Origin of the sequence: Mucilaginibacter sp. SMC90 (genome assembly GCF_022811725.1) — a bacterium.
GTDB lineage: Bacteria > Bacteroidota > Bacteroidia > Sphingobacteriales > Sphingobacteriaceae > Mucilaginibacter.
This window is the reverse complement of the sequence record NZ_CP094527.1, coordinates 2,816,133-2,831,064: the sequence shown is the minus strand read 5'-3', so window position 1 is coordinate 2,831,064 and position 14,932 is coordinate 2,816,133. Positions and strand designations below refer to the sequence as shown.

Below are 14,932 nucleotides of genomic sequence, written 5' to 3'. Positions count from 1 at the left end.
CACTGCCATACCCAATCACAAATGCGGGGGATTGCCCATACAACAATTATCTCTGAGCCTCTGCACTATCGCTTTCACATTAATAAATACGCCCGGCTTTTTGCCTGGGTTGCCTGCCTTTATAAATAAAATAGCTGGCAACCATTATTATTTAACAGCCGTATTTGCTGATATAAGGTTATTAATTAAATACCCCGTAACTGTGATCCAAACTGTAAAGAACTATATTAAGCAGCGCTTTTTTCCGCCAAACATCCTGGAGAAAAACTCGGTAGATGCCTATGATATCTGGGCCGAAAATTACGATCAGCAGCCCGGAAACCTGATGCTCGATCTGGACGAGGTATTATTTCCGCGGCTGGTTACAGATATAGTTATCACAGATAAAAAGGTAGCCGATATTGGTTGCGGCACAGGCAGACATTGGGAAAAGCTGTTTGCCTTGCATCCTCAAAAACTAACCGGTTTTGATACATCCGGCGGGATGCTGGCCCGTTTGCAACAAAAATTTCCGCCGGCAAATATTTACCGTATTACCGATGATCTGTTCAGCGATATGCCACCGGGCAGTTTTGACACAATAGTTTCAACACTTACCGTTGCCCACATCAAAAACATTGAAGCCGCCCTGCAAGCCTGGATGAGGATCCTGAAACCCAATGGCGATATCATTATTACCGATTTTCATCCGCATACGTTGGCCAACGGCGGCAAACGCACATTTAAACATGGCAACAGTTTTATAGCCGTTGAAAACTATGTGCACCCGGTAAACACCATCAAAGATTTGTTATTGCGCAACAATTTTATGCTGGTTACCGAAGAAGAAATTAAGATAGATGAAAGTATGAAGCATTATTATACCGATAAAAATGCACTTCATGTTTATGACAGGTACAAAGGCTTCCCAATTATTTACGGACTGCATTTAAGAAGGACAAATGGTACTGAATAATGTGACGATACCGGGAAACGAGGCTGCGGTGAGCGTAGGCATAAGCGAGGCTAAAATCAAACAGGTTGGCCCCTCTTTTACCGATGAGCGTGAGCAGCTAACCTTTGTTGACGCCATTGTTTTCCCGGGTTTGATCAATTCGCACGACCATCTTGATTTTAACCTTTTCCCGCAATTTGGCAATCAAACCTATGAAAGCTACACCGAGTGGGGCAAGCACATTCACCGGGCGTATGCAGATGAAATTTCATCCGTGCTAAAGATCCCCATTGCCCTGCGTGAGCGCTGGGGCGTTTATAAAAACCTGCTCTGCGGGGTCACCACGGTTGTAAACCACGGCGAAAAAGTCACAATAAATGATCCGCTGATCACCGTATTTGATAACTGCCAAAGTATCCATTCGGTTCAGTTCGAAAAAAACTGGAGAAAACGGCTTAACAATCCGCTTAAAATAAATCAACCTGCGGTGATCCACACCGGCGAGGGAACAAACAACGCTGCCCGCAACGAAATTGATGAACTGATAAAATGGAACCTGCTCAGGCGTAAAATCATCGGCATTCATGGCGTAGCTATGGACACCCTGCAGGCTAAGCATTTTAAGGCCCTGGTTTGGTGCCCCGAGTCTAATTATTTCCTGCTGAATAAAACAGCGGCTATTGATCAGCTGAAAACCAAAACAAATATTTTATTTGGTACAGATAGTACGCTTACAGGATCTTGGGATATCTGGTATCATATCCGTCTTGCACGCAAAGCCGAAATGCTAAACGATCAGGAGCTTTATCGCTCACTGACATCACTGCCGGCCCAAACATGGAAACTGAATACCGGCAACATTGCTGCCGGATCTGATGCTGATCTCGTTGTTGCCAAATCAAATGGTAAAACAAGTTTATCGGCATTTTATGATGTTACTCCTGATGATATCCTGCTTGTAATGCACAAAGGCGAGATCCTTTTGTTTGATGAATCGCTTTATCATCAACTTACAGGCATCCTTACTCAAAACTACAGTAAAGTATTTACCGGTAATCATTTCAAATATGTACAGGGTGATATCCATGGATTAATAGCCGAGATAAAACGCTATAAGCCCGACGCCGGATTTCCTGTACCTTACCCTATACAGCCAGCCGCATGAGTATCATTCAGAAAATATGGTCGGGATCAAAGCGCAAAGCGGCTTATTTAAGCGGCGATGCACGCCATATTTTGGGGCTGGATAAAGAATTATATCAAAATGCGCGTGGACGCCGGATTGTACTTTATCATAATGTTTGTAAAAACGATCCGCATAAATTCAACACATTGTTTTTAACCTGCGAAAGATTTGAAGAACACCTGCAATACTATAAAAAGTACTTCAACCTGGTTTCGCTCGACGATTATTATGCAGGTAACTTCAGCAATGAAAAATTTAACGTCTGCCTTACTTTTGATGACGGACTGGCCAACAACTACAATTACGTATTACCCCTGCTAACTAAATATCGCGTACCGGCCACCTTTTTTGTCACAGCCATCCGCAATGCAGGTTTCGATATTTTGTGGAACGATATGCTGAGTATTGCGGGATATTATGGGCCCGAAAAATTCACCTATAAAAACCAAACTTATCGTAAAAACAGGAATAACAAATACGTAGACGAAAACGGAACCCCTTATGCCGATAAGCTAAGGTCAACCGGGTTCAATGAAAAAGCCGCACTGATGAGTTTTCTTGAGCAGCTTACAGGTTTTAAGGCCAACCGGCAGGATGATGATTATTGGCTGCAGATGACTTCTGCACAAATTAAAAGCATGTCCGCTTCTGCTTACGTAACTATCGGTGCGCATGGTTATTATCATAACGACCTCGCGCGCATCCCATCAACCAACGCCGCAACAGAGATGGCCATGAGCAAAGAGTATCTTGAAAGCTTAACCGGTAAGCCAATCAACAGTTTTGCTTTTCCTTATGGCTCATACAATGGGCAAGTTTTAAAAGATGCCAAAGCTGTTGGTTATAACCAATTGCTTGCCACTGATTTTATTAATACCGAAGATGGACAGGATAACACCATGCGCGAACGCTTTACTGTAAATCCGTTCATATCCACTCCTAACCAGTTAAACGCCATAATAAGAGGAAAATATGCATAGCGACGGGTACAGGATAGAACGTTTAACCGAGGAGCGGCTTGCCGACATGACCAGTCTGCATAAGGCTGTTTATGGCAAGGCATTGCCATCCGGTTTCTTTAGCCGGAAATACAACACCGCTTTTACCGGGGTAATGTACACTGGTTACCTGGCTTACGCAGATGATGTGCCTGCAGCCTTTTATGGTGTGATCCCCTGCTTTATCGAGAGGGGTGGACAACCTGTTTTGGCTGCCCAATCGGCAGATACCATGACCCATCCTGACCACCGGGGCAAAGGGTTGTTTATTAAACTGGCCGAACTTACCTATAAGCTTTGTTATGAAGAAGAAATCCTGATCCTGTTTGGGTTTCCCAATCAAAACTCGCTTCCCGGTTTTGTAAACAAGCTCAACTGGCAGGTATCGGCCCAAATGGAATGTTTCATTATCCCGGTTAAAGCACTCCCGCTGGAGAGATTGGCGAACAAGTTTCCATTGTTAAAAGGGTTATACAGGCTTTTTACAAACAACATAATTAAAAAGTATGCGTCACCTCAAAAAGGAATGAGAAGCAGCTTAATTAACGAAGGGTTTCTCGGTTTGCATAGAGATAGCTATTACCTTGGCCATAAAACATATACTGAGAGTTTTACCATTAAAACAGGCGATACTTTAGTTTGGTTCAGGATTGGGAATGGAATGATAATAGGCGATATAGACATTACAACTAACGACCTGCGTGACATTATACCCAGGCTAAAAAAAATAGCCGGACGTTTAGGGCTACAAAAACTACAATTTCAGGCCGATAAGCGATCAGCATTGAATGTTTTTCTGAAACGCTATGCCGATCCAATCCCATCATTCCCGGTAATTGTTAAAGATCTTGGCGCACGAATACCGCTTGATAAAATGGCATTCGCTTTTGCCGACATTGATATTTTTTAAGTGATATGATAACTCAATCAATCAAAAAACTATTGTTTAACGGGCACCCCGTCAAAACCTTTTACATAACCCGTTTACAACAAAGCCAGATCAAAGAGAAGGTTTTTTTGAACCTTGCCGGGAAAAGTCATGATATCACCCGCAATAACAGCATGATCTGCCTTGATCCATTTTGCATGGCCGCGTGGCTACCTGCCAATGAAGTTGCTAACCTGAATGCTGAAAATGCGGTCATCGAATTTAAAACCAATGGTATGTTAAGCGCCTCTATCAGTGTATCATTGATTGAAACGATCAATACCGACATAGGCAGCCTGCTTTTATTCAGGATAAAAGGCGTCAAAAACCATCAGCTTAATGCCCTGAAACGGGAAGTGCTTTTCAGGTATTTTCTGCGATCAAAAAAGAATACTTATGACAGCAGAAAAGTTGTCAGCGCGTTGTACTCCTACCCGCGTAGTATAATCATCGTGTCTTACGCTGATAGTGAATATTGCAACGTTTTCCCGATGGATATTCACGGTTTTATTGAGGAAGAAGGTATTTACCTGCTGGGATTACGCACAACCAATATCACTTTAGATAAAATCCTCAACGCCGGCAAAGTTGTGGTGTGCGACACAGACACAGTCGACATTAATTCGGTTTATAATTTGGGCAAGCACTCCAGCACTGCACCAACACCGGTTGATCAGCTGCCATTTGATACCATTAAGAGCGAAGTGTTTAATTTTCCGGTTCCGGCTTGTTCAGGAGGATACAAAGAGATAGAGATTTTTGAACATAAAAAAATGGGGTATCACATGCTGATGATTGGCAAGGTAATTAATAACAAGGTATTGAAAACAAATCCCGAATCGTTGTACCACGTGGGTTTTCTGCAATTTCAAAACAGCAATTATACCAGTATTGAGGGTTTATTTTAATGAGATACGTTTTTGTCAGTTATAACTATTCGCCCGATTTTGATGACCCGCAAGCCTGGTTTGTCCGAACCCTGGGTTATACCGGCCTTATGGACCAGCTAAGTAAAAGACATGAGGTGATCAACGTGAAACAGATCAACTATGAAGGTATTGTTAACCATAATAACATCGCCTATCATTTTGTGAACTTCAGCAAAAAAAAGATCTATTTCAATTTCGGGATCAACCTGTATGTAAAGAGCTTAAACCCTGATATAGTGATATTTCACGGCCTGCACCAACCGGTTCAATTAATCCAGCTTGGATTGATGCTAAATAAGCATACCCGTATTATTGTTCAAAACCATGCAGAGAAACCTTTTCCTGGTGGTATAAAAAAGCAACTGCAAAAACTGGCAGATAAATATGCAGATGCCTATTTGTTTGCCTCACATGATATGGGGCTTGAATGGGTGACTGCAGGCAACTTAAAGTCGCCGGGTAAAATACATGAGGTGATGGAAGTATCATCTGTATTTTTTCCGATCGACCGTTCAGAAGCCAAATCCAAAACAAGTACAAAACATGCGCCTGTGTTTTTATGGGTGGGCCGTTTAAACGATAATAAAGATCCATTAAACGTAGTAAAGGCCTTTTTGAAATTTGCCGAAAACATGCCGGATGTAAAGCTGCACATGATCTATCACACTGAAGAGCTCTTACCTAACATCAACGAGTTACTAAATGCCTCTCCAAATAAAGACGCCATTGAACTGATAGGTAAGGTACCTCACGCCGATTTACTTTACTGGTATAACAGTGCCGATTTTATCATCTCCGGCTCGCATTATGAAGGCAGCGGCACCGCTATTTGTGAAGCGATGTCATGCGGGTGTGTACCCCTCGTTACCGACATCCTTTCGTTCAGGATGATTACCAATAATGGCGAATGCGGTGTATTGTACGAACCGGGAAACGAAGCTGAGTTACTTGCTGTACTCCAACAAACAGCCCAGATGAATATAGCCGAAAAGCGAAGGTTATCGATAGAATACTACAAACGAAACCTGTCATTTGAAGCCATAGCCGGGCGAATTGAGGAAATAGCAAAGGGCTTAGAATAAAGCAAACGTTGCAAACGTGCGCAAAACGAAAGGCAAGGGGCATTAAAAATCAGGGTGAAATAACTTTATTGCAAATAGCTAAACTCGCTTTATTGTGCGTAATCAGGATAATCATTGTACCCTGGCGGGTCAATTGCTGTAATTTCGTTAACAGTTCATTTTCCGCATCAGCATCCATTTCGCTAAAAGGCTCATCTAATATCAGTAAGTCATGATCATGATAAAGCGCCCGCGCCAGCATGATCCTTTGGCGCTGGCCACCGCTAATATTTTTACCGTTTTCGGTAATGATCTTTCCTATGCCTTCCGGATATCCGGCAATAAGTTTATTTAAACCACAAAAAGCTAAAACCTCGGCAAATCGTTCCTGATCAACAGCTGCATCGTCGAGTACTATATTTTGAAGAATTGTATCGTATATAAAAAACGGTTGCTGTTTTACCAGGGAGATATTTTTACGATACAACCTGCGCGTAGCAGCAACGGCAATTTTATCATTGATATAAATGCCACCGGTTGCAGGTTCTAAAAACCCGGCCAAAAGGTTAATAATAGTTGTTTTCCCCCTACCCGAATTACCCGATATCCCAATGATATCGCCCGGAACTATCTCCAAATCAAACTCATCTAAAATAACTTTGTCGGCGTAACCGAAATTTACATTTTCAAATTTCAATGACCTGATATGTTCGTCAAGAGGTTCGTTAATCTGGTGTTCTTTATTTGGCACAATAGCCAGGTCGGCCAGGATAAACTCATAAGTTTTCATTTGTCCGCCGCTGTTCAGAATCTTCACTACACCGGGAATAATTTTGTATGCAGCAGCCACAAAAATACCGATGGTCAGGATACTAACCGCCGAATTATCGCCCATTAGTTTATTTACAGCGATGAGGATAAAAAAACCCAGTACGGCAAAAACCTCCATTAAGCGCGATGGCAGGTTTTGCCACGTTTGCTGCGAGGCTATATTTTGGTTAAGTTGCTGTTGGTAGCTAAAAAAACGGTGACTAAAAAAATCATTCTTTTGATAAATGTTGCTGTCCACATAACCAGCCAATGATTCGTTTAAATGCTGAAGCGTTTTTTCGCTCACGGTTTTGATCTGCCCGCGAATGGATTTTAATTTTGTTTTGATAAACCAGCCCAGCGCTGCAACAGGCGGCAGTAATAATATAAATAGCAAAACAAACAAAGCAGGGTGATACAACATGATTGCCCCAATGGTAAAAAGGATCAATACCAATTGCGATATGATTTGCTGTAAATTAGTAAGGATGTAATGACTAAACTCGATAGGCTGTTGGCTAATGCGCCGCGTGTGGATAGATGAATCAACGTGGGTAAACTGATCAAACCCGGCATCAAGATAATTCCTGATATTACGTTCGGATAGTCTTGATGATACACTATAAAAGAAATGATGCTGCGCGTTTTGTACAAAGAAACCAATACAATTTTTTACAGCAAAAAGCACCAGAAATACTCCGATAAGCCACAGCGATCTATTATTTACAAGGCCTGCCGGTAAAAAATCGTAATTATTTCTTGTACCCTGCAGCGTATAAAAATTAACTATCAGCAGGAGCATTCCTAAAAAAGCAACATCCAATAGGGCTATAACGATATCGCCGATGATCAGCCTGATAAATCTCGTCTTTTCGCGCCGGGTAAGTATGGGCAGGATGCTTTTTAAAATTTGCTTCAAGGGGGATATCAACAATAAAACCAGGTTCATCGCTGGTTTTATTGTTGATTACGTTTTATGCGGATCAATGGTTGCTTCGCATGAGGGTATATGGATATAACCTGCGCTTTGTTCATTTAATCCCGGCAAAAGCTTGATCGTGTTAACTTGTAAAGAAAAAAACCTCAAACTCAGTGTTACCTTCTGCAAGTTGATATTCGCTACTATAAAATCAAAACAGATCATTTTTAACCCCTTATTCTGATAAATAATGGGCATAGTTTAATAATCCCTCTAAAATTCTTAAATTTCGGCTTCGCATTTATAAAAGAAGTAAAACAATCTTCATGAGTTTAGAACCTTTCCTCGCCGTATTTGTGATCACCCAATACAGGAGACACCTGAAAAATGATGGGCTGCTAACCAATTGGGACAAATACCTCAATATTGGCTATTTTATAGCTATAGGCATATTTGTATTTGGTGTAAGTTTTGACCACGGAGAAAGGCTGACCACGGTAATCTCGCACCTGTTTTTTTTAGGAGTTGTAATAGTGCCCTATTATATTGAAGACCTAAAATCGGGTAGGCAGCTTGCCTTTGCATTAATTCCATACGCCATTGCGGGATTAATACAGGATGTACTGGAAAAATGGTTCCCGACATTTTATGACAACCATGACAACACCATAAAAAGCTTAGTGGTATTTTCGCTCATCTGGGCATTCTCGCTTTGGCTCATCAGCCGGAAACAAACCAAAGCCCTTGAAAATGAGCGCAAACAGCGCTTTGCAGAGCAGGCACAAAACCGCATGATGGCAGCTATGAAGGTAAACCTTGAAAGTGAGGTACGTGAGCGCACTGCCGAGCTAATCAAGCAAACCGAAGAACTTCAGCAGGCACTATCAGAACTTCAAAGTACACAGGCGCAGCTTATACAGTCAGAAAAGATGGCTTCGCTGGGCGAGCTTACCGCCGGCATAGCGCACGAAATTCAGAACCCACTAAACTTTGTGAACAATTTTAGTGAGGTAAGTATCGAACTGCTTGAAGAACTGAAAGAAGAAGTACTTGATAAACTTCCCAACGATGTTAAGGAAGACGCTGCTGATATTATTAATGATATCACCCAAAACCTGGGCAAAATAAACCAGCATGGCAAACGCGCAGATGCTATTGTTAAAGGCATGCTGCAGCATTCGCGTGCTACAACCGGAAAAAAAGAACCTACTGATGTTAATGCTCTTTCTGATGAGTATTTGAGGCTGAGCTACCACGGCCTCCGTGCCAAGGATAAATCATTTAATGCAGGCATGAAAACCAGCTTTGATGAAAACCTTGGCAAAATAGAAGCTATTCCACAGGACCTGGGCCGTGTGCTCCTTAACCTGTTTAATAATTCTTTTTACTCGGTAAGTGAAAAGAAACGGGTTTTAGGTGATGGATATGAACCAACGGTAACTGTTAAAACTCAAAAAGTCCGGTCGGCGGCCGGTGTCAATATGGTACAAATTACGGTAGAGGATAACGGCACCGGCATTCCCCAAAAGGTACTGGATAAAATTTACCAGCCCTTTTTTACCACCAAACCTACCGGGCAGGGAACAGGCCTTGGGCTTTCAATGAGCTATGATATTATTACCAAAGGCCATGGCGGCGAGCTTAAAGTTGAAACTGCCGAAGGCGAGTTTGCCAGATTTGTCATCTGCATACCGGTTGGCAATATTGCCCAAAGTTAAACGTGCCGTAATTTTTACGTTTAACCGCAAATAAAACCTAACAAACGTTTAACTTTGAAATGCTATGAAAATACTTGTTGTTGATGATGAGGCAGATGTTCAGCCTTTGTTTTTACAACGTTTCCGGAAAGAAATAAAAAGCGGCGAAGTAGAATTTAATTTCGCGCAATCGGGCGAAGAAGCTTTACTTTTCCTCGATAAATATCGTTCGCAGGTGATCCTGATCCTATCTGACATCAACATGCCGGGCATGAGTGGCCTGGAGCTATTACGCAATATCAGGCACAGCTACGAAAAACCGCCGCCGGTGGTTATGATGATCACCGCTTACGGCGACGACGAAAACTATAAACAATCAATGGAACTTGGGGCCAACGACTTTTTAACCAAGCCGCTTGATTTCACTAATTTGAAAGATAAACTTAAACACTTAGAACAATAATGGCCAAGATACTGGTGGTAGATGACGAGCAGGACCTGGAATTACTGATCAGGCAAAAGTTCAGGAAAAAGATACGGGAAGGCGTGTATGAGTTTGTATTTGCCCAAAATGGTTTTGAAGCGTTAACTCAACTGGCCTCTCATCCTGACATTGATGTGGTTTTAAGCGACATCAATATGCCTGAAATGGATGGGCTTACCCTGCTTACCAAGTTGCCCGATGCCAACCCAATCTTAAAAGCGGTGATGGTATCGGCTTACAGTGATATGGATAATATCCGCACGGCCATGAACCGCGGTGCATTTGATTTTGTATGCAAGCCGGTAAATTTTGAAGATCTTGACATCACTATCGAAAAAACGCTTCAACACGTAATTGAGCTCAAAAAAACCATGCAGGCCATAAAGGAGAACAACATCCTGCGCATGTATGTAGATGAAAACGTGCTCAATTTCATGACCCACAAGGAATTTGAAAACAGCCTGCTTAGCAACGAAACTATAGATGCAACGGTGTTGTTTATTGACATCTGTGGCTTTACTGCCATTACGGAGCACGTTGCTGCCAATACCGTTGTTGGTATGATCAACAAATACTTTGATGTAATGGTACAGGAGATCATTGCACAAAACGGCCATATTGATAAATTTATGGGTGATGCCGTTATGGCCGTTTTCCGTGGCGAATACCACCTTGACCGTGCTATTGATGCGGCCCTCGCCGTTCGTGATAAAATGCATGATGCTGATGAAATTCAGGCAGGCGACAAAACTTTTAAACCTTCTGTTTCTATAGGGATCAATTCGGGCGAGATGATCTCGGGCAATATAGGCTCTGCCACATTGAAACGTTTGGACTATACCGTAATTGGCGATGCAGTAAACCTGGCCCAACGCCTGCAAACCGTAGCACAAGCCAACCAGATCATTGTAAGTGCCGATGTATATGAACAAGCCAAAGGCTCCTTCGCACTCAATAAAATTGGAGAGGTAAGTTTGAAGAACAAACTGAAACCGGTAGAGATTTACGAGGTGGTTGATTAGTTCTAAGTCTGAAATCTAAAGTACGGAGTCGGTAGTTTTAAGTTGTTACTGATGCCCGAAACTATTATTGGTGTTGTCTCCACAAATGTTCGGAAAATAAAATTCTCTCTGTTTTAAATAATAAAAAACATGTCATCGCGAGCGCAGCGTGGCAATCTCGTAGCGAATACATGACCGATCTGTGTAGCTACGAGATTGCTTCGTCGTTCCTCTTCGCCATGACATGGCTTTTAATAACTTTAGAAATTTGCAGGCTTACTACGCTTTACGGCAATTTGGGTATAAACAGGCTTCTTGGGCTTATTTTCAAACACGCTATCCAGTTCACAGACTACCGTAAAAACTTTTGCAACTAATTCGGCCCATTCTGATGATTCGTTACACATTGCGGTGATTGTACCACCTGCCGAGTAAGTATCCTGATTGGTTAATATATGAATTTTTATATGCCCGGGAAGAAGGGTCCCGGCATCCATTCTCCTCATTCTTGCAAAATGGTATTGAGCCGCTGCTACAGCCTCAATAGCCGCGAAACGTAAATCCTCTGCATCATTATCAACAATATTTTTGCGTGCATTATAGGTATTAAAAGCCCAAACCTTACCATCAGAAAACGCGACAATAGCCTGCAACGCTTCAGCAACATGCATTTCCAGTATCAGGGCAAAAGCGGTTTCATTATCACTGGACAACACAATGCCTATGTCTTCCGGCTTCAGCGCAAATGTTTCGTCCCGCAGTTCGAGGTATGTATCGTAACGGTAGTCGGCTATTTCGTCACTGACCTTCTCGTAGCGCTTTTTTTGGTAATATTTGTAAAGTAATCTTCCGAAATGGAAAAGAAGCGCGCCTCCGAATACCCAGTATTCTTCTTTCATGTTACAGCTTAGGTTTTGTTATGCTAAGCTAACAATTTCGCCCGGCTTCCATGTAGCTTGAAGAGATTGAATAATAATTCAAGACCACCCACTTTTATTTTGAACCCATATGTATTGCTGTTACGCTCCGCTAAACCCGAAGTAGTTTGCTTATTTAACAGCAATGCCATCCTTTTAGGATGGCATTGCTGTCTTTATATTGGAATATCAATGATCCCTCACCTTTTTCTTCAACACCCCGCCAGCAGCTTCTTTAATGCTATTAGTGAAAATAAAAGCTTTTGGATCAATACTGTGTACCAGGTTTTTTAACCTGCGTACTTCCAAACGGGTTACTACTGTAAAAATGATGTCTACCGGCTGATGAACATCAAAACTTTCCTTCATGAAGCCGCGTTCGCCCTTATAAATGGTGATTCCGCGACCGAGTTCCATTACAAGTCGTTCTTTAATTATTTCGCTTTGACCGGAGATGATATTTATAGCCGTATATTCTTCCAAACCATCAATAACAAAAGTGATAGTGCGCGACGCCGTATAATAGGTTAAAATTGAGTATAACGCCGTAGGCAAACCAAGTTCAACCGCCGCTATCAGGAAGATAATAATATTGATACCTAAAATAATCTCGCTGATAGTAAAACTACTGCGCTTCAAGGTGTATAAAGCTAATATCTCAATACCATCCAACGCACAACCTCCCCTTATCGACAAACCCACGCCAAGCCCCATAAATACCCCGCCAAAAATCGATACAAGTAACTTATCAGAAGTAATAACAGGATATTGTATAAATTGCAGGCATAGGCCAAGTCCAATTACGCAGGCAAGCGTTTTTAGTGCAAAAGATTTATTAACCTGGAACATCCCCATAATAATAAAGGGGATATTGGCTATGATAATTACATAGGCTATGTTGAAGTGATAAAGTTCATGAAGAAGAAGCGAAATACCCGTTACTCCGCCATCAAAGAAGCTGTTGGGTACCAAAAATCCCTTTAACGCAAAACCGCAGAATAAAATGCCGATAATTACTGTTACTACGTCCTTTAAAACTTCTTCAATTTTTAAACCCGGTTGTGTCATTAATAGCAGTATTTAAATTTTTGTTGTGATAACTTTCAAATGCTCGTTTTTACCTTCAGCCCTGAGCCCGAGTGCGGTTTGAGTAAAGTAATGATGGCTTTGCAGGAACTTCACCTGCTGCCTGTCCCACTCCAATTCTGATTCAAGGTGATCTGTAATTACAAGTTCCGAAAATAACCTTTTACTAAGGATAAAAAAATCATTTCGGCCCAAATAATCCAAATCGGCATCACAAATTATCTGTCCTAAATGATTGTGAGGGTTTTGCGGCATTTGAGTTGCCATAATAATATCACAAACCTGCTCAATTTCATCGCTGGTATAACCAAAATGAGGTAGGTATTGCCTTGCATTTTTGCATGAACCAACCTCATGATTAACCTGTCCGAACAAAAAACCCGAATCATGATAGTATGCTGCAGTAAGCAATAGCTCCAGGTCGTACCCTTTCACTCCCTCGCCTTCTGCAATTTGCTTTGCAGCGGTATAAACATCAAGCGCATGATCGGCATTGTGGTAATGGAAATGTTCAGGCAGTTCTATTTTTATTTTGTCGAGGATAAAAGCCCCGGCTTGTTCTACTTGCATTCAGTATTTATAATGGGGCTAATATATTAATTTAAGAAGGATATGAATATATGCAGAGGGGCACAATTGCATACCTGCGTTGCAAGTCAAATATCACAATTCAAATAAATATTTGACAATGCTACTATCTGTATCTGCAACAAAAGCAAAACCTAACAATTATCTTAGCACAATGAACAGCTGGTTTCAAAACTATAAAGGCATTATCCTACTAATAACAGGCATTATCATTGGCAGTATTGCCGGAGCTGTTTTGGGCAATAAAGTAGAGGTGATCAAACCCATCGGCGATATTTTCCTGAACCTGTTGTTTACAGCTGTTGTTCCTCTTGTTTTCTTTGCTATCGCTTCGGCCATTGCAGCGCTGGACAGCTCACAAAAACTGGGGAAACTTTTAGCGGTTACTTCGCTCGTATTTGTTTCCACCGTGTTAGTGGCAGCTATAGTCACCATCATAGCCATATGGATCTTCCCTATCCATCAACACCTTGTGGCCAGTCCAATTACCGAAGCAATCACTAAAAAACCTTTTGGAGACCAGCTGACAAGTTTGTTTACAACCAGCGAATTTTACCAGTTATTATCCCGCAAAAGCATGCTGGCAATGATCATTTTCGCTGTAATAACAGGGTTTGCAACGTTACATGCCGGTGAAAAGGGCAAGGCCTTCGGCAGCTTTCTGCATAGCGGAAACGAGGTTTTTAAGAATATTTTTACCCTTATCATGAAGGTAGGCCCCATTGGGCTTGGAGCATATTTCGCTTATCAGGTAGGCGTGTTTGGCCCGCAATTATTTGGTGGTTATGCGCGCTCAATGGCTTTATACTATGGTGTTGGTGCGTTTTATTACCTGGCCTTGTTTAGTCTTTATGCATTTGTTGCAGGTGGAATTAGTGCAGTTAAGCGCTATTGGAAAAACAACATCGTGCCATCAGCTACGGCAGTGGGCACCTGCAGCAGCATTGCCACTATCCCGGCAAATTTAAACGCAGCAAAAAAAATGGGAATCTCTGATGCCATTGCCAATATCACTATTCCGCTCGGCGGCACTTTACATAAAGATGGTTCAAGCATTTCATCCATAGTGAAAATGGCTGTTGTATTTGCGTTGTTTGGCAAAAGCTTTAACAATGCCGAAACCATAATGATAGCCCTTGCTATGACAGTTTTAGTAAGCCTTGTTGAGGGAGGAATCCCAAATGGAGGCTACATAGGTGAGTTGCTGTTTATCTCTGCCTATGGTTTCCCGCCCGAAGCCCTCCCTCCTGCTATCATCATTGGTACTTTGGTTGACCCAATGGCGACGCTGCTGAACGCTACCGGAGATACGGTTTCAGCCATGCTTGTGGCCCGGTTTACAGAGGGTAAGAGCTGGATGAAACCGGAAGTACCCACAGGAAGCTAAAGGAGAC

General features: G+C 42.0%; 14 protein-coding genes. 10 read left to right on the top strand and 4 right to left on the bottom strand.

Annotated elements, in window-relative coordinates; genetic code table 11:
- Window positions 1–202 precede the first annotated feature (202 nt).
- Genes MTO98_RS12245 through MTO98_RS12220 form a run of 6 tightly spaced genes read left to right on the top strand, consistent with a single transcriptional unit; the run spans window position 203 to window position 6,057 of the window.
- The gene (locus MTO98_RS12245) at window positions 203–955 is read left to right on the top strand and encodes a class I SAM-dependent methyltransferase (protein WP_243486938.1); all 753 of its coding nucleotides are present in this window, start codon (window positions 203–205) and stop codon (window positions 953–955) included.
- Window positions 942–2,099 carry an amidohydrolase family protein gene (locus MTO98_RS12240; RefSeq protein WP_243486937.1) on the top strand — a complete coding sequence of 386 codons (1,158 nt, stop codon included), beginning with the start codon at window positions 942–944 and terminating at the stop codon, window positions 2,097–2,099. The genes MTO98_RS12245 and MTO98_RS12240 overlap by 14 nt, the downstream gene beginning before the upstream one ends.
- On the top strand, window positions 2,096–3,100 hold the full coding sequence (locus MTO98_RS12235) for a polysaccharide deacetylase family protein (protein WP_243486936.1): 1,005 nt from the start codon (window positions 2,096–2,098) through the stop codon (window positions 3,098–3,100). Before MTO98_RS12240 ends, MTO98_RS12235 begins: the two co-directional genes overlap by 4 nt.
- Complete coding sequence (locus MTO98_RS12230; protein WP_243486935.1) at window positions 3,093–4,028, top strand: GNAT family N-acetyltransferase; 936 nt, start codon at window positions 3,093–3,095, stop codon at window positions 4,026–4,028. Before MTO98_RS12235 ends, MTO98_RS12230 begins: the two co-directional genes overlap by 8 nt.
- A 5-nt stretch (window positions 4,029–4,033) precedes the next feature.
- On the top strand, window positions 4,034–4,954 hold the full coding sequence (locus MTO98_RS12225; RefSeq protein ID WP_243486934.1) for a hypothetical protein: 921 nt from the start codon (window positions 4,034–4,036) through the stop codon (window positions 4,952–4,954).
- Window positions 4,954–6,057, top strand: coding sequence for a glycosyltransferase family 4 protein (locus MTO98_RS12220; RefSeq protein WP_243486933.1), 1,104 nt, complete (start codon window positions 4,954–4,956; stop codon window positions 6,055–6,057). The genes MTO98_RS12225 and MTO98_RS12220 overlap by 1 nt, the downstream gene beginning before the upstream one ends.
- A 49-nt stretch (window positions 6,058–6,106) precedes the next feature.
- Here the strand turns inward: MTO98_RS12220 and MTO98_RS12215 are convergent, their stop codons facing one another.
- Complete coding sequence (locus MTO98_RS12215; protein WP_243486932.1) at window positions 6,107–7,795, bottom strand: ABC transporter ATP-binding protein; 1,689 nt, start codon at window positions 7,793–7,795, stop codon at window positions 6,107–6,109.
- Window positions 7,796–8,091: 296 nt separating this feature from the next.
- Here MTO98_RS12215 and MTO98_RS12210 point away from each other — a divergent pair, with 296 nt between their 5' ends.
- The 3 genes from MTO98_RS12210 (at window position 8,092) to MTO98_RS12200 (ending at window position 10,968) form a co-directional block, all read left to right on the top strand.
- Entirely contained in the window at window positions 8,092–9,483 is a 1,392-nt protein-coding gene (locus MTO98_RS12210; RefSeq protein WP_243486931.1) for a sensor histidine kinase, read from the top strand.
- Between the two features lie 64 nt (window positions 9,484–9,547).
- Window positions 9,548–9,925, top strand: a complete 378-nt coding sequence (locus tag MTO98_RS12205; RefSeq protein WP_243486930.1) for a response regulator — start codon at window positions 9,548–9,550, stop codon at window positions 9,923–9,925.
- A complete protein-coding gene (locus tag MTO98_RS12200; protein ID WP_243486929.1) occupies window positions 9,925–10,968 on the top strand; it encodes an adenylate/guanylate cyclase domain-containing response regulator in 1,044 nt (347 codons plus the stop codon). The genes MTO98_RS12205 and MTO98_RS12200 overlap by 1 nt, the downstream gene beginning before the upstream one ends.
- Before the next feature lie 239 nt (window positions 10,969–11,207).
- On the opposite strand, the gene MTO98_RS12195 is transcribed toward MTO98_RS12200, so the two are convergent.
- From MTO98_RS12195 to MTO98_RS12185, 3 genes are all read right to left on the bottom strand, one after another.
- Window positions 11,208–11,846: a hypothetical protein gene (locus MTO98_RS12195; protein ID WP_243486928.1), complete on the bottom strand. Its 639-nt coding sequence runs from the start codon at window positions 11,844–11,846 to the stop codon at window positions 11,208–11,210.
- Window positions 11,847–12,053: 207 nt separating this feature from the next.
- Complete coding sequence (locus MTO98_RS12190; protein ID WP_243486927.1) at window positions 12,054–12,932, bottom strand: YitT family protein; 879 nt, start codon at window positions 12,930–12,932, stop codon at window positions 12,054–12,056.
- A 12-nt stretch (window positions 12,933–12,944) separates the two neighbouring features.
- Window positions 12,945–13,520: an HD domain-containing protein gene (locus tag MTO98_RS12185; protein WP_243486926.1), complete on the bottom strand. Its 576-nt coding sequence runs from the start codon at window positions 13,518–13,520 to the stop codon at window positions 12,945–12,947.
- A gap of 172 nt (window positions 13,521–13,692) precedes the next feature.
- Here MTO98_RS12185 and MTO98_RS12180 point away from each other — a divergent pair, with 172 nt between their 5' ends.
- On the top strand, window positions 13,693–14,925 hold the full coding sequence (locus MTO98_RS12180) for a dicarboxylate/amino acid:cation symporter (RefSeq protein ID WP_243486925.1): 1,233 nt from the start codon (window positions 13,693–13,695) through the stop codon (window positions 14,923–14,925).
- The last annotated feature ends 7 nt before the right edge of the window (window positions 14,926–14,932 follow it).

Coding starts and splice junctions, on each gene's coding strand:
- MTO98_RS12240 (WP_243486937.1), top strand. CDS start 942: ATGGTACTGAATAATGTGACGATACCGGGAAACGAGGCTGCGGTGAGC.
- MTO98_RS12235 (WP_243486936.1), top strand. CDS start 2,096: ATGAGTATCATTCAGAAAATATGGTCGGGATCAAAGCGCAAAGCGGCT.
- MTO98_RS12230 (WP_243486935.1), top strand. CDS start 3,093: ATGCATAGCGACGGGTACAGGATAGAACGTTTAACCGAGGAGCGGCTT.
- MTO98_RS12225 (WP_243486934.1), top strand. CDS start 4,034: ATGATAACTCAATCAATCAAAAAACTATTGTTTAACGGGCACCCCGTC.
- MTO98_RS12220 (WP_243486933.1), top strand. CDS start 4,954: ATGAGATACGTTTTTGTCAGTTATAACTATTCGCCCGATTTTGATGAC.
- MTO98_RS12215 (WP_243486932.1), bottom strand. CDS start 7,795: ATGAACCTGGTTTTATTGTTGATATCCCCCTTGAAGCAAATTTTAAAA.
- MTO98_RS12210 (WP_243486931.1), top strand. CDS start 8,092: ATGAGTTTAGAACCTTTCCTCGCCGTATTTGTGATCACCCAATACAGG.
- MTO98_RS12205 (WP_243486930.1), top strand. CDS start 9,548: ATGAAAATACTTGTTGTTGATGATGAGGCAGATGTTCAGCCTTTGTTT.
- MTO98_RS12200 (WP_243486929.1), top strand. CDS start 9,925: ATGGCCAAGATACTGGTGGTAGATGACGAGCAGGACCTGGAATTACTG.
- MTO98_RS12195 (WP_243486928.1), bottom strand. CDS start 11,846: ATGAAAGAAGAATACTGGGTATTCGGAGGCGCGCTTCTTTTCCATTTC.
- MTO98_RS12190 (WP_243486927.1), bottom strand. CDS start 12,932: ATGACACAACCGGGTTTAAAAATTGAAGAAGTTTTAAAGGACGTAGTA.
- MTO98_RS12185 (WP_243486926.1), bottom strand. CDS start 13,520: ATGCAAGTAGAACAAGCCGGGGCTTTTATCCTCGACAAAATAAAAATA.
- MTO98_RS12180 (WP_243486925.1), top strand. CDS start 13,693: ATGAACAGCTGGTTTCAAAACTATAAAGGCATTATCCTACTAATAACA.